Raw genomic sequence first — 23296 nt, forward strand, 5'->3', positions numbered from 1 at the left:
TAGCCGATCGGCTGCGCGGTCCGTACAGAAAGCAGAGACGCACAGGTGGCACGAACGACACCGGTCAAGAAGGCGCTTCGCTCGCTCACCTGGTTGGTCATCATCATCGCCGCGCTCTCGGCGCTCAACGGGACGGCGACCATCCTGGCCAACAGCGCGAAGACCTCCGGATGGTGGGACTCGGCGAGCTGGGTGCCGGAACTGGCGCTCGACCTCCAGGGCGGCACGCAGATCACGCTCGCCGCGAAGCAAACGGGTGGCAACGACGTCAACGCGCAGCAGCTGCAGCAGGCGGTCGAGATCATCCGTGAGCGCATCGACGCCTCGGGAGTGTCCGAGTCCGAGATCAACACGCAGGGCTCGAACAACATCGTCGTGTCGATCCCCGGCCGGCCCGACAAGCAGACCATCCAGCGGATCGAGGCAGCCGCGAAGCTGACCTTCCGCCCCGTCCTGTACACGACCGCGGCGACGAACACCTCGGTCGGCGGCAAGGGCAAGAACGGTACGGCCTCACCGACGCCGTACAGCCCGCCCGCGTCGCTCGAGGCCACGCCCACGGCGAAGCCGACGAACGCGAGCGACCCGAACTGGGTGAGCGCGCGCCTCCAGGACCTGTACGAGAACTACGACTGCAACGCGCCGGACGACGTCACCTCCGCCCCCGACTCGAAGCCGCTCGTCACGTGTGACCAGGACGGCGCCAGCAAGTACATCCTCGGCCCGGTCGAGGTCGTGGGCGCCGACATCAGCAACGCGACGTCCGGCATCGCCACGAACTCGCAGGGCGTGTCCACCGGCGAGTGGGCCGTCAACCTCAGTTTCAACGGCCAGGGCACCAAGGACTTCCGCGCGGTCACCTCGCGCCTCGTCTCGCTCACGGCGCCGCGGAACCAGTTCGCCATCGTCCTCGACGGCACGGTGATCACCGCGCCCGCCACGAACAGCGCGATCACCAACGGCAAGGCGCAGATCACGGGGTCGTTCACCGCGGACACCGCCAAGACGCTCGCCGACCAGCTCAAGTTCGGTGCCCTGCCGATCAACTTCACGGTGCAGAGCAACGAGGTCATCTCGGCGACCCTCGGTTCGGCGCAGCTCATCGGCGGTCTGATCGCCGGTCTCATCGGTCTGCTCCTCGTCGTCATCTACTCCGTGGTGCAGTACCGGGCGCTCGCGTTCGTGACCGTCCTGTCGCTCGCGGTGTCCGCCGCGATCACCTACCTGGTCATCGCGATCATGTCGTGGCGCATCGACTACCGGTTGTCCCTGGCCGGCGTGGCAGGCCTCATCGTCGCGATCGGCATCACGGCCGACTCGTTCATCGTCTACTTCGAACGCATCCGCGATGAACTCCGCGAGGGCCGCGCGCTCGAGAGCGCGGTTGAGGCGGGGTGGCGCCGTGCCTTCCGCACGATCCTGGCGTCCGACTCGGTCAACTTCCTCGCGGCCGTGACCCTCTACATCCTCGCGGTGAGCGACGTGAAGGGCTTCGCGCTGACCCTGCTGCTCACGACGATCATCGACATCATCGTCGTGACGCTGTTCACCCACCCGATGCTCCGGCTCATCGCGCGCACCCGGTTCTTCAACGAGGGACACCGCTTCAGCGGGCTCGACCCGACCGCACTCGGTGCGGTGTACCGGGGCCGCGCGCAGTTCCGTGCCCCCGTCGTGGACGGCAAGCGCCAGCGGAGCGCACGTGAGGCCGCGCGACGACAGACGATCGCCGAACGCAAGGCGCAGGGCACGACGACGACCACGGACTCCGAACCCCCTGAGACCGACGGGAAGGACTCCTGATGGCCAGCTTCAGCCAGTTCGGCAGCGACCTCTACACCGGCAAGCGCTCCTACGACATCGTCGGGCGCCGACGCCTCTGGTACACGATCGCCATCGCCGCGATCGTCATCTCCGTCGTCGTGCCGTGGCTCCGCGGTGGCTACCACCTCGGCATCGAGTTCACCGGCGGGTCGGAGTTCACCATCTCCGACGTGTCCACCCTCGATCAGGACCCGGCCACCGCTGCGGTCGAGCGGGTCGTCCCGGACGTCGTCCCGCGGGTGTCCCAGCTCGGCCGGGACTCGATCCGGGTCCAGACCTCGCAGCTGACGACCGCGCAGAACGACGACGTCGCTGCCGCGCTCGCCAAGGCGTACGACGTGTCGGACACCAAGGTCGCGTCGTCCTACATCGGTGCGACCTGGGGTGCGGACGTCCTCGACCAGGCCATCCGCGGTCTCGTGATCTTCCTGATCCTCGCTGCCGCGTTCATGACCATCTACTTCCGCACCTGGAAGATGTCGCTCTCGGCCATGGCGGCGCTGCTCCACGACCTGCTCATCACGGCCGGGGTGTACGGCATCGTCGGCTTCGAGGTCACGCCCGCCGCGGTCATCGGGTTCCTGACGATCCTCGGGTACTCCCTGTACGACACGGTCGTGGTGTTCGACAAGGTCCGCGAGAACACCGCCCAGGACGCCGAGGGCTCGCGGCGCACCTTCGCGCAGTCGGTGAACCTCGCGGTGAACCAGACGCTCGTCCGCTCGATCAACACCTCGGTGGTCGCGTTGCTGCCCGTCGCGGCGATCCTCTTCATCGGGTCGTACGTCCTCGGCGCCGGGACGCTGCGGGACATCTCGCTCGCGCTGTTCATCGGCATCATCGTGGGCACCTACTCGACGATCTTCATCGCGTCGCCGCTCTACGCACACCTGCGGATCGGCGAGGAGAAGATCCGCAAGTCGGACCAGAAGAAGCTGCAGGCCGCGGCACGACAGCCGGCCTGACCACCGAGAGGCGACCGCATGCAGGAGATCGACGTCCACGAGGCCATGCGCCGCGTCGAGGGCGGAGCGCGACTCATCGACGTCCGCGAGCAGGACGAATGGGACGCGGGCCACGCCCCGGTCGCGCGCCTGCTGCCGATGTCGGCCCTGCAGGAGCGGTGGACCGAGATCGCCACCGACGATGAACCGGCACTGATCATCTGCCACTCCGGCCACCGGTCGAGGATGGTCGCCGACGCGCTCGAGCGGTCGGGTGTGCCGGCCGTGAGCGTGGCCGGTGGCATGGTCGCCTGGGCGCAGGCCGGGGGAGCGGTCACGACGGCCGCTGACGACGCGAGCGGGCACCACGACGCCGTGGGCGAACCGGGTTCGGACGCCTGAGTCCGCGCGCGTAGTGTTGAACGCACAGCACCCGGCGTTGCCTGCACCACGAGTGTCGGGCAGTCCGCGTGCGGACGACCGCGACCGCGGCCGAGGGACATCAGTGGGACGACGCTCCGAGCGACGTGCCGGGGCCGGAGGGGACGCATGACCGACACACGGGAATCCGCGGCGGCCGAGGGCGCCGCAGCGCGACCCGATCCGGCGACGATGCCGTCGAGCGCCCCGACCGGTGCCAACACGACCGGTTCGATCGGGTCGTTGCGCTCCCTGCTCCCGCGACTGTTCTCGCGCGCCCAACCGGCCGGGGCCGTGGACACCCTCATCCGGACGGTCCGCGCGCACCACCCGAAGGCGGACGTGACGCTCATCGAGCGCGCCTACTCCGTGGCCGAACGCGCCCACGACGGACAGCGCCGGAAGTCGGGCGAGCCGTACATCACCCATCCGGTGGCGGTCGCGCAGATCCTGGCCGACCTCGGCATCGGGTCCATCACGATCGCGGCGGCGCTGCTCCACGACACCGTCGAGGACACCGAGTACACACTCGACGAACTCCGCGACGACTTCGGTGACGAGATCGCGATGCTCGTCGACGGCGTCACCAAGCTCGACAAGCTCAAGTACGGCGACAGCGCGCAAGCCGAGACGGTCCGCAAGATGGTCGTCGCGATGTCGAAGGACATCCGCGTCCTCGTCATCAAGCTCGCCGACCGGTTGCACAACGCGCGGACATGGGGCTTCGTCGAGTCCGCCTCCGCGACCCGGAAGGCCAAGGAGACGCTCGAGATCTACGCGCCCCTGGCGCACCGTCTCGGCATCCAGATGATCAAGCTCGAGCTCGAGGACCTGTCGTTCGCGGTCCTCCATCCGAAGCTGTACGTCGAGATCGACAGCCTCGTCAAGGAGCGCACCCCGAAGCGCGAACAGTTCGTGCAGAACGTCATCGGCCTGGTCAAGAAGGACCTCAAGGCCGCGCGCATCCGCGGCGACGTGATGGGCCGCCCGAAGCAGTACTACTCGATCTACCAGAAGATGATCGTGCGAGGGCGGGAGTTCGACGAGATCTACGACCTCGTCGGCATCCGGGTCCTCGTGCCGACGGTCCGCGATTGCTACGCCGTGCTCGGGTCGGTCCACGCGCGGTGGACCCCGCTCCCGGGACGCTTCAAGGACTACATCGCGACCCCGAAGTTCAACCTGTACCAGTCGTTGCACACGACCGTCATCGGCCCGCAGGGTCGCCCGGTCGAGATCCAGATCCGCACGCACGAGATGCACCTCCGTGCCGAGTTCGGGGTCGCGGCCCACTGGAAGTACAAGCAGCGGATGAACGGCCGCGACGTCGACACGACGAGCCACTCCGACGCCGACATGGCCTGGCTCGCGCACATCTCGGACTGGCAGGCGGAGACGAGCGACCCGACCGAGTTCCTCGACTCGCTGCGGTACGAGATCGGTGCGAAGGAGACCTACGTCTTCACGCCGCAGGGCAAGGTGATCGGGCTGCCCGCCGGAGCCACCCCCGTGGACTTCGCGTACGCGGTGCACACCGAGATCGGCCACCGCACGATGGGTGCGAAGGTGAACGGTCGGCTCGTGCCGCTCGAGAGCGAGCTGTCGAGCGGCGACGTCGTCGAGATCTTCACCTCGAAGAACCCCGACTCCGGCCCGAGCCAGGACTGGCTCGCCTTCGTCCGGAGTCCTCGGGCCCGCAACAAGATCAAGCAGTGGTTCACCAAGGAACGCCGCGAGGAAGCGATCGAGCAGGGCCGCGACGCCATCGCCCGTGCGATGCGCAAGCAGAACCTGCCGCTCCAGCGACTCATGAGCCAGGACACCGTCGCCGAGGTCGCGTCGAGCATGCGGTACGAGGACGTCTCGGCGCTGTACGCCGCCATCGGCGAGGGACACGTCTCGACGCAGTCGGTGATCGAGAAGATCCTCGCGAGCGTCCAGACCGAGACCGAGACCGACGAACCCGAGCTGACGTTCCCCGCCCGGGTGTCGAGTCGGGTGCTCCGGAACAGCGACAGTGGTGTGCTCGTGCGCGGCGCACCGGACATCCTCGTGAAGCTCGCGAAGTGCTGCACCCCGGTGCCGGGGGACCAGATCGTCGGGTTCATCACGCGCGGACAGGGCGTGTCGGTGCACCAGGCGACGTGCTCGAACGTGCAGTCGCTCATGCAGGAGCCCGACCGGATGATCGAGGTCGAGTGGGCCCCGTCGTCGAAGAGCGTGTTCCTCGTGCAGATCCAGATCGAGGCACTCGACCGCGCTGGCCTCCTCAGCGACGTCACCCGGGTGCTCTCGGAACACCACGTCAACATCCTGTCGGCGACCGTGTCGACCTCGTCCGAGCGGTTGGCACTGTCCCGGTTCGTGTTCGAGATGGGTGACACGACCCACCTCGACCGCGTGCTGAACGCGGTACGCCGCATCGACGCCGTGTACGACGTCTACCGGGTCAGCGCGGGCTGAGCCGGCGGGGGACGGTCATCGCAGGGCCTCCTCGAGCCGGCCGACCGCCTGTCGCGAGTGTGGCGCGGACCGCGTCGCCGCCAGCGCGGTCCGGATCGCGTCCGGATGCACGAGCGCGGTCAACCGTCGCACCGCCTCGGCGTCGTCCCGCTCCCACCGCTCACCGACGCGCAGGAGGTCGACGGCCGTCCGGAGGGGGGCGGTGACACGTGCCGGACCGACGACGACGACGTCGGACCGAGTGAGCCGGGTCTCGCGCACGCGGAGCCGCGGCCGGGAGGCCCGAGCGCGCGTCCCGGGGCCGGCGCAGGCCTGCAGCACGGCGGGGGCGCGTGACCGAGCACCCCAGATCCACGCCGCCGTGAGCCGCTCGGCGACGATGCGCGAGTCGGACACGGACCACGCGAACGCACTCGCCCGCGTCAGGGCGTCGTCGGGGAGCGCGACGGACGCGAAGCAGGCGTCGACCTCGTAGAGCTCGCCGTCCAGCCGCGCGGCGCAGAGCTCCGCGAGGGCGAGGTCGTCAGGGGTGTGGATGCGGCGCACCGGACGAGTCTGGCGCGGCCGTCGGTCCGACGTCGTCGGTGCATCCCGCCCTGTGGAGGAGTCGCCCGACCGGGCGATCTGAGGCCGCTCAGTACGAGCTGGTGTCGTCCCCGAGGCCGGACGCCGCACCGGTACGAGCCCGATGGGCGTACTCGTCCATGATCCGTGCCGATGCGCTCGTGCCGATGCGATCCGCCCCGGCGGCGACCATGGTGATGACGGCGTCGAGACCGCGCACCCCGCCGGACGCCTTCACCCCGACGTCCGGTCCGACCGTCGCCCGCATGAGGCGGATGTGGTCCTCGGTCGCGCCGCCGCCCGCGAAGCCCGTCGACGTCTTGACGAACGAGGCTCCCGCCCGGACGGCCGCGTGGCAGGCGGCGACGATCTCGTCGTCGGTCAGGAACGCGGTCTCGAGGATCACCTTGACGGGGACGTCGCCCGCGACCTCCACCACCGCGCGGACATCGGCCTCGACCGCGGCCCAGTCGCCGCTCTTCGCGGCGCCGATCTGCTGCACCATGTCGAGCTCGAAAGCGCCATCGGCGATCGCCTGACGGGCCTCCGCGGTCTTGGTGCTCGTGGTCGTCGTGCCGTGCGGGAACCCGATGACGGTGCCGACTCCCACGCCGGTACCGGTGAGGCGCTCGACGGCGTGTCGGACGTCACTCGGACGGACGCACACGCTGAGGACCCGGTGGGTCGCCGCCTCGTCGAGTTGGGTGTCGACGGCGGCGCGGTCGAGTTCGGGCTTGAGGATCGCGTGATCGATGAGACGACGGACGTCGTCGGCGGACGCGGGGAACAGTGCGGATTCCACAGCATCCGAGCGTACCGTCCCGGACATGCGTCTCCTCGTCACCGGAGCCACCGGGTACATCGGCGGCCGCCTCGTCCCGCGCCTGCTCGAGGCGGGCCACGACGTCCGTGTCCTCGCCCGGACCCCGCGCAAGCTCGACGACGTGCCGTGGCGGGATCGCGTCGAGGTGGTGCAGGGCGACCTCACCGACGCCGACGCGGTCGCTCGCGCCGTCGACGGCATGGAGGCCGTGTACTACCTCGCGCACAGCATGGGGACGCGCGGCGACTTCGAGGAGACCGAGCGCCGTGCCGCGCGCACCATGGCCTCGGCCGCACGCGCCGCCGGTGTCCGACGGTTCGTCTACCTCGGCGGGCTGCACCCGGACGGCGCGACGAGCAAGCACCTCCGCAGCCGGGCCGAGGTCGGGCAGGTCCTCCTCGACTCGGGCGTCCCCACCGTCGCCCTGCAGGCGGGGGTCGTCATCGGGTCCGGCAGCACCTCGTTCGAGATGATCCGGCACCTCACCGACGTGCTGCCATGGATGCCGGCACCGCGGTGGGTCCGGAACCGCATCCAGCCGATCGCCGTCCGCGACGTCCTGTACTACCTCGTCCGGGCGATCGAGCTACCGGCGGACGTCAACCGGACCTTCGACATCGGCGGCCCCGACGTCCTCCGCTACGGACAGATGCTCAACGCGTACGCGGTCGAGGCGGGCCTGCCCCAGCGACCGATCTCGACCCTCCCGGTCCTGACGCCCGAGCTGGCGGCCCACTGGTTCAACCTGGTGACGCCGATCCCGCGTGCCCTCGCCAAGCCGATCATCGAGTCCTTGCAGTACGAATGCGTGCAGCGGGAACACGACATCGACGCGTTCATCCCGCATCCCGACGGCGGCCTGACCCCGTACCGGACGGCCGTCCGACTCGCGTTGCAGAAGACGCGCGAGGGCGAGGTCGAGACGAGCTGGCGGAACGCGAGCATGGACGGCGCGCCGAGCGACCCGCTGCCGAGCGACCCGGAGTGGGCCGGCCACGTCGTGGACGTCGACGATCGAACGCGCCGGACCACGGCCTCGGCTGAGGACGTCTGGCGTGTCATCGAGTCGATCGGTGGCGACAACGGCTGGTACTCGCTGCCCCTCGCCTGGGCCCTGCGCGGGTGGATGGACCGCATCGCCGGTGGCGTCGGTCTGAGCCGCGGCCGGCGGAACCCGGATCGACTCGAGACCGGGGACGTCCTGGACTGGTGGCGGGTCGAGGAGCTCGACCGGGGCCGTTACCTCCGGTTGCGAGCGGAGTTCAAGGCCCCGGGCCGCGCCTGGCTGGAGCTGTCCGTGCGGCCCACCGAGGACGGCTCCGAGTACCACCAGCGGGCGATCTGGTTCCCGCAGGGACTCGCCGGACGCCTCTACTGGTGGTCGATCCTCCCGTTCCACGGGATCATCTTCCCCGGCATGGTCGAGCGCATCACGGCGCGTGCGGAACGCGGCGGCGGACGCCAGGACCTCCCACACGAGGCGCCGCTCGGCACACCACACCGCGAGACCGCCGCGAGCGAACGCTCGGCGGCCGGATGAGGTCCCCGGGTCGCACCGGAAGCCCGCCCACGGCAGAATGGACCACGACGTCGAGGAGGCAGTCATGACCGACGAGCAGACCGGAATCGAACAAGGCGGCGCGGACGAAGCCCACGAGGCTCCCGCGGGGGAAGCAGCAGCGGACTCGTCCGCCACCCAGGCCCCACGCCAGCGGCCGTCGTCCTCGGACCACGACGGCGAACTCGTGCTGTTCGTGGGCGACAGCCTGACGGCAGGCGGCGACTGGCAGTCGTGGCTGCCGGGGGAGCGGGTGCGGAACCTCGGGGTGAACGGGGACACCACCGACGGCGTGCTCGCGCGCCTCGACGAGGTCGTCGCGGCACAGCCCGACGTCATCGTGCTGCTCATCGGCACGAACGACTTCGGCAACCACCGGGCGACCGCTGAGCACGTCGTGCGCAACGTCGAGTCCATCCTGGTGGACCTGCGCCGCGACCTGCCGGGCGTCCGGCTGCTGCTCGTGTCGATCCTGCCCCGCGCGGCGTCGTTCACACCCCGGATCGAGGAGGCGAACCGGCACCTCCGGCAGTTCGTAGCGACCTGCCGCGCGCAGTTCCTCGACCTGTGGCCGGCACTCGCCGAGGGCGACCGGATCGATCCCCGGTTCACCGAGGACGACCTGCACCTCAACGAGGACGGCTACCGCGCCGTGGTGGGCGAGCTCCTCCCCGCGCTCGAGCGGCTCCGGGACCTGCCGCCCATGTCGCGTCCGATCAACCTGGCGGACCTCCGCGACCTCCAGCGCTGATGCCGTCCGGCTCCCGCCGACAGGCGGAACCGGACTTCACACGTCCCGCTCTCGCGCCCGGCCTCCTGGCCGCGGTGGGCCTCCTGGCCTGCATCGCGCTCGTCGGCTCGTCCGGCTTCGTGTTCGTGCGTGTCGGCGTGACGTTCCTGGCGCTGGTCGTCATCGTGTTCGCGTTCCGGGCGCGAGCGTGGGTCGCCGCCGCCGTCACGCTGGCGATCGCCGTGTGCTGGAACCCCGTCGTGACGGTGCCGATCCCCGGCCAGCTGTGGGCGGCCCTCCAGATCGTCGCGGCCGCGGCGTTCGTCGCGGTGGGCATCGTCGTGAAGGTGCCCGACGACCGCACCTGACGGACGGTCACGCGCGCCCTCACGCCGCTGACCGACCGCACTGACGCCGCCACCGTGGACCGATAGGATTCGGATGGCGGGCACCGTGCCCGACCGCATCGAGAAGGGCGTGGATGGCCGACGAGACCGCACCGGAGACCGAGAGTCCGCTGCTGAACCCTCATCCGTCCTCCGGCGGACTCGAACGATCCGACGTCGTGGTCCGGAAGGGCCGGCTGACGCTCCTCAACGGGCACCTCACCCCGCAGCAGTCGATGATCGAGGATCTGCTCTTCATCGACGACGCGCTCACGGCCGCCGACGTCGACCACATGCTCATCCGCGGCAACGACACCCGGCCCGTGCTCGCGCTCGACGAGCGTGACCGACAGCGCGCCGAGAGCACGCTCATGGACGCCTGCGCGAACGAGCCGTTCTACGCGAAGCCACCGGGGGAGCGCGCGGTCCTGATCGCCGACGACGGTCTCGGGCAGTCCGGGAGGGACGTGCTGCGGCTCTTCCGTCCCCGTCTGGAGCCGATCGGTCGCCTCCGCTACGGCGCGGACACCGCGGTCCAGGTCGAGTTCTGGCGCGTCACCGACACCGAGGTCCTCGCGCCCGTCGAGAACGCGATGATGCGCCGCAGTCTGCCGCTCGACGAGTTCGTCCGGACCGAGGTGGAGCGCTACGGCCGCACGTGGCAGACGATCGAGCACATGTTCGACGACCACGTCAGCGACATCACGTTCCCCATCGACATGGTCTTCTCGTGGGTCGACGGCAACGCGATCGAGTACCAGCGCGCCCGGCAAGCACAGCAGGCTGGCGCCGTCCTGGGCGAGGGCGACGACGCCCCGGCCCGCTTCCGGCAGATCGACGAGCTCAAGTACGCACTCCGGTCGGTGCACACGTTCGCGCCCTGGATCCGCACGATCTACATCGCGACCGATTCCCCCGCCCCGGCTTGGCTCGCGGATCACCCACGGGTGCGGATCGTCCGGAGCGAGGAGTTCTTCGCCGATCCGTCGGTCCTGCCGACGCACAACTCGCAGGCCGTCGAGTCGCAGCTCCACCACATCCCCGGCTTGAGCGAACACTTCATCTACTCGAACGACGACATGTTCTTCGGCCGCTGGGTCGACCCGTCGATGTTCTTCTCGCCCGGCTCGATCACGAAGTTCATCCTCGCCACCACCCGGATCGGCCTGGGGACGAACAACGCTCAGCGCAGCGGCTTCGAGAACTCGGCACGGGTGAACCGGCAGCTCCTCCAGCAGCGGTTCGGCGCGATCACCACGCGGCACCTCGAACACGCCGCCACCCCGCTCCGCAAGAGCGTCATGTCCGAGATGGAGCACGAGTTCGCCGACGAGTTCGCGCGCACCGCAGCGTCACGGTTCCGCGCCGCCGACAACATCTCCGTGACGAACTCGCTGTACCACTACTACGCACTCATGACCGGGCGCGCCATCGTCCAGGAGAACGCGGTGGTGCAGTACGTCGACACGACCATGGTGTCCGGCCTCACGGCGCTCGACGAGCTGCTCCGCCGGCGCAACGTCGACTTCTTCTGCCTCAACGACGGGAGCTTCCCGGAGGTCTCCGACGACGAGCGCACCGCCCGGGTGACGGACTTCCTCGAGAAGTACTTCCCGTTCCCGGCCCCGTGGGAGCGGCCCACCGATGGGATCGCTCCCGCCGGAGCCGCTACCGCCGGCTGACGGGGGAGGCCGGCACCACCTCGTCGCGGAACACGGGGATGCTCGAGGTGACCGGCTGCGGTTCGACCGCGGCCGGGATGACCACGCCTGCCGCAGCGAGCCGTTCGGCAACCTGTACCGGCGCGACGCGCTCGCCCACGGTCGCGTAGTGCCCGATCGGAACGACCGAGTGGACCACGGTCGATCCGTACACGTGCACGAGGTTGAACGACTGCGCACCGTCGCGCCCGCGGGTGCCACCGCCCTCGGTGACCAGGTCCTGCGTGTAGCAGGTCGCGCTGGCGACCGAGACGGGGATCCCGGCGAACTGCGACGTCGTCGAGTAGTGCAAGTGGCCACCGATGATCGAGATGATGTCGGAGCCCTCCACCACCTCGGCGAGTGCCTGCTGGTCGCGCAGTTCGACGAGGACCGTCAGGTCCTGGACACTCGGCACGGGCGGGTGGTGGAGCGCGAGGATGGTGCCGTGCGGCGCCGCCACGCTGAGTTCCTCGGCGAGCCAGTCGAGCTGCGCGGAGGTCAGTTCCCCGTGGTGGTGGCCAGGGACACTCGTGTCGAGCGTGATCACCCGGAGCCCGTTGACGTCGTACACGAAGTCCACGGGCCGGTCGGTGGGCTGCAGACCGAACAGCTCACGCCGGAACGCGCCACGCTCGTCGTGGTTGCCCATCGCCCAGATGAGCTGGGCACCGAGTCGTTCCGACGCCGGTTCGAGGATGCGGCGGACCCGTGCGTACGCTCCTGGCTCACCGCGGTCCGCGACGTCGCCCGTGACGACGATGGCCTCGGGGTGCGAACCCGACGCCTCGATCTCGTCGACGATCTGCTGCAACCGTGCAGCCGAGTCGACGTCTCCGTACAGCTCGCCGTCAGCGGCGATGAGGTGGGTGTCGGAGAGGTGGAGCAGGAAGTGGTTCGGCCTGGGGTGTTCGGCCGTCCGGATGTCCATGGAGCTCGCAATCAATCACTCGTCGAGGAACAGCGCGGCCAACGTTGTCACAGCCACGTACACCAGTCCAGCACCCGCGCGTGAACGTGCCCTGAACTGGGTGGGCGTGTCCGATCGTCCCCAGGTGAACGACGAACGACGAAGCGCCCGACCACCATCGTGGTCGGGCGCTCCCGTGTGTCGGTTCAGTGACCGCCGCTGCCGACCTGCGGCGCCTGGTGCGTGCCCTCGAGGTCCGGCCCGTGGTGCGCCGCATGCGCGGCGTCGAGCTCGGGCTTGGAGACGGGGGCGATGCGATCCTCGAAGAAGAACTTCGACATCCGAGCGCGCACCCGCTCGACCGGGCTGATCTTGCCGCGTGCGTTCGGACGGAGCATGAGCGGCTGGTACTCGTTGAACTGCAGCAGACGCCACCGCTCGTACTCGTCGAGCTGCTCGTGGACCTCGATGTACTCGCCGTGCGGCAGGCGCACGATGCGGCCCGACTCGTACCCGTGCAGCACGATCTCGCGGTCCTTCTTCTGCAGCGCGAGGCAGACGCGCTTCGTGATCCAGAAGGCGAAGAACGGGCCGAGGACGACCATCGCCTGCACGACGTGGATGACGTGGTTCAGGGAGACCATGAAGTGCGTGGCGATGATGTCCGAGCTCGCGGCGGCCCAGAGGCCGCCGTAGAGCGTCATGCCGGCGGCACCGATGGCCGTGCGGGTCGGCGCGTTCCGCGGGCGGTCGGCGATGTGGTGCTCGCGCTTGTCGCCCGTGACCCACGCCTCGAGGAACGGGTACAGCAGGATGGCGCTGATGAGCAGCACGAGCACGATGATCGGCGCGAGGATGTTCATCGAGAGCGTGTAGTTGCCCCAGATCACGAACTCCCAGTGCGGCGGGACCAGACGCAGGGCGCCGTCGGCGAAGCCGATGTACCAGTCGGGCTGGGTCCCCGCAGACACCGGGGAGGGGTCGTACGGACCGTACGTCCAGATCGGGTTGATCGTGAACAGCGACGCGATCAGGGCGAGGATGCCCGCGACGATGAAGAAGAACCCGCCCGCCTTCGCGGCGAAGGCCGGGAGGATCGGGACACCGACGACGTTCTCGTTGGTACGGCCCGGGCCGGCGTACTGCGTGTGCTTGTTGATGACGACGAGCACGAGGTGCACACCGAGCACGGCGACCAGGATCGCCGGCAGCAGCAGGATGTGCAGCGTGTACAGGCGGCCGACGATCGCGGTCCCCGGGAATTCCCCGCCGAACAGCAGGTAGGCGATCCACACGCCGATGACCGGGACACCCTCGATCATGCCGACGATGATGCGGAGGCCGTTGCCGGACAACAGGTCGTCGGGGAGCGAGTACCCCGTGAAGCCCTCGGCCATGGCGAGGACCCAGAGGAGGAAGCCGAACACCCAGTTGAGCTCACGCGGCTTGCGGAACGCGCCCGTGAAGTACACCCGGAGCATGTGCAGCATGATCGAGGCCACGAACAGCAGCGCCGCCCAGTGGTGGATCTGCCGGACGAACAGACCGCCGCGGATGTCGAACGAGATGTTGAGCGTCGACTGGTACGCCGCCGACATCTCGATGCCCTTGAGCGGTACCCACGAGCCGTCGTACGAGACATCCGCCATCGACGCCTGGAAGAAGAACGTCAGGAAGGTGCCGGACAGCAGCACGACGACGAAGCTGTAGAGCGCCACCTCGCCGAGCATGAACGACCAGTGGTCGGGGAAGATCTTGCGACCGACCTCTTTGACCAGCCCGGAGATGCTCGTGCGCTCGTCGATGTAGTTCGCGGCCGCGCCGACCAGCCGGGACGTCGGCGTCGGCGCGTTCTGCGGCGGTGTGGCCGCCGCCGGCGTGGGACCGGTGGTCCGTGTGGTGGTGGTGCTCATGAAACGCGCTCACGCTCCCAGAAGCTGGGGCCGACGGGCTCGTGGAAGTCGCTCTGTGCGACCAGGTAGCCCTCGGAGTCGACCGTGATGGGAAGTTGGGGAAGGGGCCGGCTCGCCGGGCCGAAGATGACCTCGCAGCTGTGCGCGACATCGAACGTCGACTGGTGGCACGGGCACAGCAGGTGGTGCGTCTGCTGCTCGTAGAGCGCTACGGGGCATCCGACGTGGGTGCAGATCTTCGAGTAGGCGACGATGCCGTCGTACCCCCAGTGTTCCTGGCCCTTGCGGGGATGGAGCTCCGACGGGTCCAGGCGCATGAGCAGGACGGCCGCCTTGGCCTTCTCCTCGAGCATGTCCGACTTGTCGAGCAGACCGTCGGGGATCACGTGGAAGACCGAGCCCTGGGTGACGTCGGACGCCTTGATCGGCAGGCCGGTCGGGTCCTTCGTCAGGCGCGTGCCCTGCTTCCACATCGTGTAGCTGAGGAGCTTGTTGGGGTCGGCAGCGGGCGCGAGATCGCGCACCAGCACGACACCGGGGAGCGGGAACGCCACGAGCGCACCGATGAGGCTGTTGCGGATGACCGTTCGACGGTTGAAGCCCGATTCCTTGTCGCCGAGCCGGAAGGCCTCGACGGCCTTCGCACGGGTCTCCTCGGAGCCACGGGTCGCGTGACGCTGCTCGGAGATCTCGCGGTCCACGACGAGGGTCTTGGACCAGTAGACGGCACCGAACCCGAGGGCGAGGAGCGCCAGCGTGATCGACAGACCGAGGAACAGGTTGCCGAAGCGGACCGTCGACAGGTCGCCGGCGCGGACGGGGAACGCGACGTAGGACGCGATCGCCAGGATGCTGCCGACGATCGAGATGTAGAAGAACGTCGCGACCTGACGCTCGGCCAGACGCTCCTTCTTCGGGTCGACGTCGGTCCGCCGCGGGCGGTGCGGCGGCTCACCGGGGTTCTGGAACGGCTCGGCGGGCAGGACCGCGGTACCGGCGGGGATCGAGGGCGTGTCGTGCTTCTCGACAGCGGAGGACGCGGACAGTACGTCGTCGTCGCGCTCTGTCATGGTGTTCCCTTCAGTGGTGTCGTGCGACACGGGTCGATCAGTTGGTCTTCGCGGTGAGCCAGACGGTCACCGCGACGACCGCACCGAGTCCGAAGATCCAGAGGAACAGGCCCTCTGCCACCGGGCCGATGTCACCGAGGGCGAACCCGCCCGGGGACTTCGTGTCCTGGATGTACTTCAGATAGGTGATGATGTCCGCCTTCTGCTTCGGCGTGATGTTCAGGTCGTTGAAGACCGGCATGTTCTGCGGACCGGTGAGCATGGCCTCGTAGATGTGCTTGCCCGACACCGACTTGAGGTTCGGCGCGTACTTGCCCTCGGTCAGGGCACCGCCGGCACCCGCGACGTTGTGGCACATCGCGCAGTTCACCCGGAACAGTTCGGCGCCCTTGGCCGCGTTGGCGTTGCCGTTGGTGAGGCTCGCCTTCGGGATGGACGGGCCCGGGCCGAGCGACGACACGTAGGCGGCGATGTCCGCGACCTGCTCGTCCGTGAACTGCGCGGGCTTCTCCTCGACCTGCGGGCCGTTCGACGCCGCGGGCATGCGACCCGTGCCGACCTGGAAGTCGACCGAGGCGGCGCCGACGCCGATGAGCGACGGACCGGACTTCGTGCCCTGTGCGCTGAGCCCGTGGCACGTGGCGCAGTTCGACGCGAAGAGCTTCTGCCCCTCGTTGACCCGCGACTGGCTGGTGGCCGCGACCGTCGTCGACTGCGAGGAGTCCGCGTTGGCCGATGAGGTGAACAGGGCGTACGCGCCACCGGTCGTCATCAGGCCGACGACGATCAGCGACACGGTCGCCAGCGGGGAGCGGCGGCCCTTCTTGGCGCCGGTGCGGCGCTCGGACTTGCTTCGAGAGAACATGCGCGTGGGGCTATCCGATTCCTACTTGAGAAGGTAGATGACGGCGAAGAGGCCGATCCAGACGACATCGACGAAGTGCCAGTAGTACGACACGACGATCGCGGTGGTCGCTTCCTTGTGACCGAAGTTCTTCGCGGCGAAGCCGCGGCCGAGGGTCAGGAGGAACGCGAGGAGGCCGCCGGTGACGTGGAGGCCGTGGAAGCCCGTGGTCATGAAGAAGGCAGACCCGTAGGCGCTCGAGGACAGCGTGACGCCCTCGTGCCAGAGGTTCGAGTACTCGTAGACCTGGCCGCAGATGAACACCGCGCCCATGCAGTAGGTGACGAAGAACCACTCGGTCATGCCCCAGTCGCGCGGCTTCCAGCTCGTGCGGTGTACCTGGAAGCGCTCGGCGGCGAACACCGCGAACTGGCAGGCGAAGCTCGACAGGACCAGGACGATCGTGTTCGTGGCGGCGTACGGCACGTCGAGGTGCGCGGTCTCGGTCGCCCAGAGCTTCGGGGACGTGCTGCGCAGCGTGAAGTAGATCGCGAACAGGCCGGCGAAGAACATGACCTCGCTGCCCAGCCACACGATGGTCCCCACGGCGACGGGGTTCGGCCGGTTCAGGACCGCGCCCTGGGCTGGTCTGGAGAGAGGGGTGCTTGTCACGTCGTCCATTATGGCCCGAACCACGGACAGTGTTTTCGCAGGCAACTGGCGGGTCCTTCGAAATCAGTACGATCGGGGGCATGCACGACTCGTTCTCCTGGCCGTCGGTCATCGGCTCCCTCATGGCCGGCACGGACCTGTCGATCAGCGAATCCGCATGGGCCATGGAGGACATCGTCGCCGGGCGTGCCACACCCGCCCAGATCGCGGGGTTCCTCGTCGCGCTCCGCGCCAAGGGCGAGACGGTGGACGAGGTCGTCGGGTTCCGTGACGCGATCCTCGAGAGCGCCGTCCCACTCGACGTCGACCCCATGGCGCTCGACATCGTCGGGACGGGTGGCGACGTCGTCGGGACGGTGAACGTCTCGACCATGGCGGCGATCGTCGTCGCCTCCGCCGGGGTGCCCGTCGTCAAGCACGGCAACCGTGCATCGAGTTCCCGTTCGGGGTCGTCCGACGTCCTCGCGGCACTCGGCCTCGACCTCACCCTCGACGCCGCGCGTGTCGCCGAGACATTCCGCCGCGTCGGCCTGACGTTCGCGTTCGCGAGTGCCTTCCACCCGGGGTTCGCCCACGCCGCGTCGGTCCGCCGGGAGATCGGCGTCCCCACGGTCTTCAACTTCCTCGGGCCCCTCGTGAACCCGGCTCGGTGCGAGGCGAACGCCGTCGGCGTGGCGCAGCTCGACCTCGTGCCGATCATCACGGGCGTGTTCCAGACACGGGGTGCGACGGCCCTGGTGTTCCGGGGGGACGACGGGCTCGACGAGCTCACCACGACCGGCCACAGCCACATCTGGGAGGTCAGCGGCGGCTCCGTGACCGAGCATGATCTCGACCCCCGGGACCTCGGCATCCCTCGTGCCCGCACGACCGACCTCCTGGGCGGCGAGCCCGCCGAGAACGCCGCGATCGTGCGGCGCGTGCTGGCGGGGGAGACGGGCGCGGTGCGCGACATCGTGCTCCTCAACGCCGCCGCCGGCCTCGTCGCGTTCCGGCTCGCCGCCGATCCCACACAGGTGTTGCGGCCGCTGCTGCAGCGGTTCCGCGAGGAACTCGTGGTCGCGGCCGAGGCCGTCGACTCCGGAGCGGCGGAAGCGAAGCTCGCGGCCTGGGTGGGCGAGCACCGAGCCTGAAGCGTTCCTCACGGAGCACGGGCGTGTCGACGACGCGCGTCGTCCATCCCCGTCAGGTCCGGACCGCTCGGGGACGAGGCGGGCCGCCCGGCGGGGGAGGCCGGTCCTCCCGACCGACACGCGGACGGCCCCGGCCACGGTCGTGGTCGGGGCCGTCCGTCGGCGGGCGTCAGCGGCTCAGAGGACGTCCTCGTCGACCCAGTCGAAGGTCTTCGTGACGGCCTTCTTCCAGAGCCGGATCTGGCGCGCCCGCTCGGTCTCGTCGAGCTGGGGCTCCCACCGCTTGTCCTCCTGCCAGTTCGCCCGCAGCTCGTCGAGGTTCTGCCAGAACCCGACGGCGAGACCGGCCGCGTACGCCGCACCGAGCGCGGTGGTCTCCGCGACGACCGGCCGCACGACGGGCACGTCGAGGATGTCCGCCTGGAACTGCATGAGGGCGTCGTTCGCGACCATGCCGCCGTCGACCTTGAGCTCCGTCAGGTCGACGCCCGAGTCGGCGTTGACGGCGTCGAGGACCTCGCGCGTCTGGAACGCGGTCGCCTCGAGCGCGGCGCGGGCGATGTGGCCCTTGTTCGCGTATCGGGTGAGCCCGACGATCGCACCACGGGCGTCCGAGCGCCAGTACGGCGCGAACAACCCGGAGAAGGCCGGGACGACGTACACGCCGCCGTTGTCCTCCACGGTCGTCGCGAGCGCCTCGACCTCCGGCGCGCTCCCGATCAGGCCGAGGTTGTCGCGGAGCCACTGGATGAGCGACCCGGTGACGGCGATGGAGCCCTCGAGCGCGTAGTGCGTCGGCTGGTCGCCGAGCTTGTACCCGACCGTGGTGAGGAGCCCGTTCTCCGACCGGACGATGTCGGTTCCCGTGTTGAAGATGAGGAAGTTGCCGGTGCCGTACGTGTTCTTCGACTCGCCCTGGTCGAACGCGGCCTGGCCGAACGTCGCGGCCTGCTGGTCGCCGAGGATGCCCGCGATCGGGACCTCGCGCAGCAGGTTCGACGGCTCGACCGTGCCGTACACCTCGGATGACGAGCAGATCTTCGGCAGCATCGACTTCGGCACGCCGAACTGCTCGAGGATGTCGTCGCGCCACTCGAGCGTCTCGAGGTCCATGAAGAGGGTCCGCGACGCGTTCGTCACGTCGGTCGCGTGGACGCCTCCATCCGTGCCGCCGGTGAGGTTCCAGAGCACCCAGGTGTCGGTCGTCCCGAAGAGCAGGTCACCCGCCTCGGCCTTCTCCCGCGCCCCCTCGACGTTCTCGAGGATCCACATGATCTTGGTGCCGGCGAAGTACGTCGCGAGTGGCAGGCCGACGATCGACTTGAAGCGGTCGGTGTCACCGTCCGCGAGGCGGTCGACGATGGACTGCGTGCGGGTGTCCTGCCAGACGATCGCGTTGTAGACCGGCTTGCCCGTGGTCTTGTCCCACACGACGGCGGTCTCACGCTGGTTGGTGATACCCACGGCCGCGACGTCGTGCCGGGTGATGTCCGCCCGCGAGAGCGCCTGACCGATGACCTCGCGCGTGTTGTCCCAGATCTCGGTCGGGTCGTGCTCCACCCAGCCCGCGCGGGGGAAGATCTGCTCGTGTTCCTTCTGCCCGACGGACACGATGGACCCGGAGTGGTCGAAGACGATCGCTCGCGTGCTCGTGGTGCCCTGGTCGATGGCGACGATGTAGTCGGCCATTGGTGTGTGCTCCTCTGGGTTGTCGGTGCCGGCCGCTGGTGCGGCGCGACGGTTCGGTTGGGACCGGTCCGGGAGGGACGGGGTCCGGTCGGCGGGTCCGCTCAGGGCCCGGGACGGGGACGTGGTCGTGGAAGCCCGTGGTCGTGGAGGCCCGTGGTCCCGCGTCAGCTGACGATCGGGAGCAGTGCCACGGACAGGACCGCCGCGAGCGCGCCGCCGACGAGCGGGCCGACGACAGGGACCCAGGCGTAGGCCCAGTCATTCGATCCCTTGCCGCGGATCGGCAGGAAGGCGTGTGCGATGCGTGGACCGAGGTCACGCGCCGGGTTGATCGCGTACCCGGTCGGTCCGCCCAGGCTCACACCGATCGCGATGACGAGGAAGGCCACGGGGATGGCGCCCAGCTCCGCGGGGGTCTTGCCGTTCGTGAAGGCGATGATGACGAAGACGAGGACGAACGTGCCGATGATCTCGGTCACGAGGTTCCAGGCGTAGTTGCGGATGGCAGGACCGGTGGAGAACACGCCGAGCTTGGCTGCCGGGTCCGGTTCCTGGTCGAAGTGCTGCCGGTATGCGAGCCAGCACAGCACCGCTCCGATGACCGCACCGATCATCTGCGCGAGCCAGTACAGCAGCATCGTGCCGAACGAGATGTTGCCGAGGATGAACTGCGCCAGACTCACCGCCGGGTTGAGGTGCGCACCCGACTTGTACGACACCGTGACGCCGGCGAACACGGCGAAGCCCCAACCGATCGTGACCATCAGGGTACCGGCCGCGAACCCCTTGGTCTTCGTCAGGGCGACGTTCGCCACGACGCCGGTGCCGAGGAGGACCAGCACCGCCGTGCCCACCACCTCGGAGAGGAACTTGATCCCGATGCCGTCCATCGGCGACCTCCTTGTCATGAGGAGGAGGTGCGGGCGACCCGCCACTCCCCGTTGAGTGATTCTCGCCGAGCATAGCGGCGGGCGAGGGCTCCGAGGATGGCCGATCCGCGGCCGTGCGGACGGGTTGCACGAACGTGCAGGGGGAGGAGTGGGCCGCTCCTGCTCGACGACCGCACGAGGGTCCGACGATCCTGCACGTTCGTGCAGGCAGTCCTGCGGAGCCCTCGCGCTACATTGACGTCCAGCACCGGACGACGACGACCGTGACCACCCTCGTCGTCTCGGGCCGACCACGGGAGGCACCGCATGAAGAAGCTCGTCAACGATCCGCGCGAGGTCGTCACGGAGACGGTCCGCGGGTTCGCGCTCGCCCACGCCGGGGCCGTCGTCCTCCAGGAGGACCCCGTCCACCTCCGCCGCGCCGACGCGCCGGTCGCCGGCAAGGTCGCCATCGTCAGCGGTGGGGGGAGTGGCCACGAGCCGCTGCATGCCGGGTTCATCGGGTACGGCATGCTCGACGCCGCGGTGCCGGGACCGGTCTTCACGTCGCCGACGCCCGACCCGATCGTCGACGCGACGAAGGCGGTGGACGGGGGAGCGGGTGTGCTCCACATCGTCAAGAACTACACGGGCGACGTCCTCAACTTCGAGACGGCCGCCGAACTCGCCGAGGCCGAGGGGATCCGCGTCGTGTCGGTGCTCGTCGACGACGACGTCGCCGTGCAGGACTCCCTCTACACGGCAGGGCGCCGCGGGGTCGCCGGCACCGTCGTCGTGGAGAAGCTCGCCGGAGCGGCGGCGCAACGCGGTGACGACCTCGACGCGGTCGCGGACGTCGCCCGACGCGCGATCGCGTCGACACGGTCCATGGGGTTGGCGCTCGCGCCGTGCACGGTGCCGCACGCGGGGGAGCCGTCGTTCACCCTCGGGGACGACGAGGTCGAGCTCGGCATCGGCATCCACGGCGAACCCGGGCGCGAGCGCATCCCGATGGCCCCGGCCGACGTCCTCGTCGAGCAGGTGATCGAACCGGTGCTCGCGGACCTCGACGCACCGCGCGGTTCCCGCGTGCTCCTGTTCGTCAACGGGATGGGCGGCACGCCGCTGTCCGAGCTGTACATCGTGTTCCGCCGCGCCGCCGAGATCCTGTCGGACCAGGGACTCGAGCTGTCGCGTAGCTTGGTCGGGAACCACGTCACGTCCCTCGAGATGCAGGGGTTCTCGATCACCGTCACGGTGCTCGACGACGACTCCACCGCACTCTGGGACGCCCCGGTCGAGACCCCGGCGCTCCGCTGGGGCCGCTGACCGCCCCGACAGAGAGGAACGACATGCCGCTCGACACCGACTGGGCGACGCAGTGGATCCGCAGGACCGCCGACGTCATCCGGGACAACCGCACCGACCTCATCGCCCTCGACCGCGAGATCGGGGACGGCGACCACGGGGAGAACCTCGACCGTGGGTTCCACGCCGTCGTCGAGTCCCTCGATGACGGCGACCTGGCGACCCCCGGCGCGGTCCTCAAGCTCGTCGCCACGCGGCTCATCAGCACGGTCGGCGGCGCGTCGGGACCGCTCTTCGGCACCGCGTTCCTGCGCGCGTCGCAGGCGCTGGGGGATCGTGAGACGCTCGACGCCGACGCCGTGGTCGCCCTGCTGACCGCCGCGCGGGACGGCATCGTCGCCCGCGGCAAGGCCGAGCCCGGCGACAAGACCATGATCGACGCGTGGACGCCGGCCGTCGATGCCGGCACCGCCGCGGCGGCCGGGGGAGCGACCCCGGAGGCCGTGCTCGTGGCGGCGGCCGACGCAGCGGCCGAGGGCGCGGCGGCGACCGAGCCGCTCGTCGCGCGCAAGGGCCGGGCGAGCTACCTGGGGGAGCGCGCCGTGGGGCACCGCGATCCGGGCGCGCAGTCGACCGCGCTGCTCCTCCGGGCAGCGGTGGACGCATCGGGCGGCCCGGCGTGAGCGTCGGGATCCTCGTCGTCTCGCACAGCGCCAAGATCGCCGAGGGCGTCGTCGAGCTCGCGGCACAGATGGCCCCGGACGTCCGGTTCGCGACCGCGGGCGGCACCGACGACGGCGGCATCGGGACGAGCTTCGAGGCCGTCACCGACGGCATCGCCGCGCTCGGCGACACCGACGGCGTCGTCGTCCTGTGTGACCTCGGTTCGGCCTACCTGACGACCGACACCGCACTCGACTTCTTGACGGACGACGACCGTGGTCGGGTGCACGTCTCGCACGCGCCGCTGGTCGAGGGGACCGTCGCAGCCGCGGTCGCGGCGCAGACCGGAGGCGACACCCACGCGGTGGTCGCGGCCTCGGAGTCCGCCGGGGGAGCGGACACACCGGACGGGCCGGAGTCCCTACCGGACGGTGACACCCCGGCCGGACCGACCACGGGCGTCGTCTCGGCGACGGTCGAGCTCGTGAACGCCTCGGGACTCCACGCCCGACCCGCGGCCGAGTTCGTCAAGACCGCCGCCAAGTACGACGCTTCGGTCACCGTGAACGGCGTGGACGCCAAGAGCCTGCTGGCGATCATGGCGCTCGCACTGCCCCAGGGCGCGACCGTCGCCATCGACGCGACGGGGGAGGACGCGCGGGACGCGGTCGAGGCGCTCGTCGCGCTCACGGCCTCCGGGTTCGGTGAGCGGGACGCCGAGTAACCGTGAGCGAAAATCGGACAACGGCTGGGTCCGGCGACTAGCGTCCGCGGTGACGCGCGACGCCGCACTCCGACGGCCCCTGGGCGCGT

General features: G+C 69.6%; 21 protein-coding genes. 12 read left to right on the top strand and 9 right to left on the bottom strand.

Translation table 11 applies throughout. From position 1 onward, the window contains the following. Window positions 1-45: 45 nt before the first annotated feature. The 4 genes from secD to DEI94_RS08215 all read left to right on the top strand — a co-directional run bounded on the left by secD (window position 46) and on the right by DEI94_RS08215 (window position 5651). Window positions 46-1803 (top strand): protein translocase subunit SecD, encoded by a 1758-nt coding sequence (gene secD / locus DEI94_RS08200; RefSeq protein ID WP_111025595.1) that lies wholly within the window; start codon window positions 46-48, stop codon window positions 1801-1803. Next, a complete protein-coding gene (gene secF / locus DEI94_RS08205; protein ID WP_111013331.1) occupies window positions 1803-2789 on the top strand; it encodes a protein translocase subunit SecF in 987 nt (328 codons plus the stop codon). Before secD ends, secF begins: the two co-directional genes overlap by 1 nt. 18 nt (window positions 2790-2807) lie before the next feature. Then, the gene (locus DEI94_RS08210; protein WP_111025596.1) at window positions 2808-3170 is read left to right on the top strand and encodes a rhodanese-like domain-containing protein; all 363 of its coding nucleotides are present in this window, start codon (window positions 2808-2810) and stop codon (window positions 3168-3170) included. Between the two features lie 210 nt (window positions 3171-3380). Further along, window positions 3381-5651, top strand: coding sequence for a RelA/SpoT family protein (locus DEI94_RS08215; RefSeq protein ID WP_111009339.1), 2271 nt, complete (start codon window positions 3381-3383; stop codon window positions 5649-5651). Between the two features lie 15 nt (window positions 5652-5666). Here DEI94_RS08215 and DEI94_RS08220 read toward each other — a convergent pair whose 3' ends face one another. Then, the gene (locus DEI94_RS08220; protein ID WP_111009037.1) at window positions 5667-6197 is read right to left on the bottom strand and encodes a hypothetical protein; all 531 of its coding nucleotides are present in this window, start codon (window positions 6195-6197) and stop codon (window positions 5667-5669) included. An 88-nt stretch (window positions 6198-6285) separates the two neighbouring features. Next, a complete protein-coding gene (gene deoC, locus DEI94_RS08225; RefSeq protein WP_258376449.1) occupies window positions 6286-7017 on the bottom strand; it encodes a deoxyribose-phosphate aldolase in 732 nt (243 codons plus the stop codon). 25 nt (window positions 7018-7042) lie between these two features. On the opposite strand from deoC, the gene DEI94_RS08230 reads away from it, so the two are divergent. The 4 genes from DEI94_RS08230 to DEI94_RS08245 all read left to right on the top strand — a co-directional run bounded on the left by DEI94_RS08230 (window position 7043) and on the right by DEI94_RS08245 (window position 11394). Continuing rightward, window positions 7043-8578, top strand: coding sequence for an SDR family oxidoreductase (locus tag DEI94_RS08230; RefSeq protein WP_111009039.1), 1536 nt, complete (start codon window positions 7043-7045; stop codon window positions 8576-8578). A gap of 64 nt (window positions 8579-8642) precedes the next feature. Next, window positions 8643-9347, top strand: coding sequence for a GDSL-type esterase/lipase family protein (locus DEI94_RS08235; protein ID WP_111025706.1), 705 nt, complete (start codon window positions 8643-8645; stop codon window positions 9345-9347). Further along, window positions 9347-9694, top strand: coding sequence for a DUF6804 family protein (locus DEI94_RS08240; RefSeq protein WP_111013328.1), 348 nt, complete (start codon window positions 9347-9349; stop codon window positions 9692-9694). Before DEI94_RS08235 ends, DEI94_RS08240 begins: the two co-directional genes overlap by 1 nt. Window positions 9695-9807: 113 nt before the next feature. Beyond that, complete coding sequence (locus tag DEI94_RS08245) at window positions 9808-11394, top strand: stealth family protein (protein ID WP_111013327.1); 1587 nt, start codon at window positions 9808-9810, stop codon at window positions 11392-11394. Here DEI94_RS08245 and DEI94_RS08250 read toward each other — a convergent pair. From DEI94_RS08250 to ctaE, 5 genes are all read right to left on the bottom strand, one after another. Beyond that, a complete protein-coding gene (locus tag DEI94_RS08250; protein WP_111025598.1) occupies window positions 11381-12343 on the bottom strand; it encodes a phosphodiesterase in 963 nt (320 codons plus the stop codon). The two genes, DEI94_RS08245 and DEI94_RS08250, sit on opposite strands and share 14 nt — an antisense overlap. Before the next feature lie 185 nt (window positions 12344-12528). Then, window positions 12529-14235, bottom strand: coding sequence for a cytochrome bc1 complex cytochrome b subunit (qcrB, locus tag DEI94_RS08255; RefSeq protein ID WP_111009043.1), 1707 nt, complete (start codon window positions 14233-14235; stop codon window positions 12529-12531). Continuing rightward, a complete protein-coding gene (gene qcrA, locus DEI94_RS08260) occupies window positions 14232-15305 on the bottom strand; it encodes a cytochrome bc1 complex Rieske iron-sulfur subunit (protein ID WP_111025599.1) in 1074 nt (357 codons plus the stop codon). The genes qcrB and qcrA overlap by 4 nt, the downstream gene beginning before the upstream one ends. 37 nt (window positions 15306-15342) lie before the next feature. Then, window positions 15343-16170: a cytochrome bc1 complex diheme cytochrome c subunit gene (gene qcrC, locus DEI94_RS08265; RefSeq protein ID WP_111009045.1), complete on the bottom strand. Its 828-nt coding sequence runs from the start codon at window positions 16168-16170 to the stop codon at window positions 15343-15345. A gap of 21 nt (window positions 16171-16191) precedes the next feature. Further along, window positions 16192-16830 (bottom strand): aa3-type cytochrome oxidase subunit III, encoded by a 639-nt coding sequence (ctaE, locus tag DEI94_RS08270; RefSeq protein WP_111009046.1) that lies wholly within the window; start codon window positions 16828-16830, stop codon window positions 16192-16194. 71 nt (window positions 16831-16901) lie between these two features. Here ctaE and trpD point away from each other — a divergent pair, with 71 nt between their 5' ends. Next, entirely contained in the window at window positions 16902-17954 is a 1053-nt protein-coding gene (gene trpD, locus DEI94_RS08275; protein ID WP_111009047.1) for an anthranilate phosphoribosyltransferase, read from the top strand. Window positions 17955-18131: 177 nt separating this feature from the next. Here the strand turns inward: trpD and glpK are convergent, their stop codons facing one another. Continuing rightward, complete coding sequence (gene glpK / locus DEI94_RS08280) at window positions 18132-19643, bottom strand: glycerol kinase GlpK (RefSeq protein WP_111009048.1); 1512 nt, start codon at window positions 19641-19643, stop codon at window positions 18132-18134. Between the two features lie 164 nt (window positions 19644-19807). Continuing rightward, a complete protein-coding gene (locus DEI94_RS08285) occupies window positions 19808-20533 on the bottom strand; it encodes an MIP/aquaporin family protein (protein ID WP_111025600.1) in 726 nt (241 codons plus the stop codon). A gap of 306 nt (window positions 20534-20839) precedes the next feature. Here DEI94_RS08285 and dhaK point away from each other — a divergent pair, with 306 nt between their 5' ends. From dhaK to dhaM, 3 genes are read left to right on the top strand one after another with little or no spacing between them, the layout of a single operon-like run. After that, window positions 20840-21841 (top strand): dihydroxyacetone kinase subunit DhaK, encoded by a 1002-nt coding sequence (gene dhaK, locus DEI94_RS08290; protein ID WP_111013320.1) that lies wholly within the window; start codon window positions 20840-20842, stop codon window positions 21839-21841. Window positions 21842-21864: 23 nt separating this feature from the next. Then, a complete protein-coding gene (gene dhaL / locus DEI94_RS08295; protein ID WP_111013319.1) occupies window positions 21865-22503 on the top strand; it encodes a dihydroxyacetone kinase subunit DhaL in 639 nt (212 codons plus the stop codon). After that, complete coding sequence (gene dhaM, locus DEI94_RS08300) at window positions 22500-23207, top strand: dihydroxyacetone kinase phosphoryl donor subunit DhaM (RefSeq protein ID WP_111009052.1); 708 nt, start codon at window positions 22500-22502, stop codon at window positions 23205-23207. Before dhaL ends, dhaM begins: the two co-directional genes overlap by 4 nt. Window positions 23208-23296: the final 89 nt, after the last annotated feature.

The organism is Curtobacterium sp. MCBD17_040 (assembly GCF_003234805.2).
Lineage (GTDB): Bacteria > Actinomycetota > Actinomycetes > Actinomycetales > Microbacteriaceae > Curtobacterium.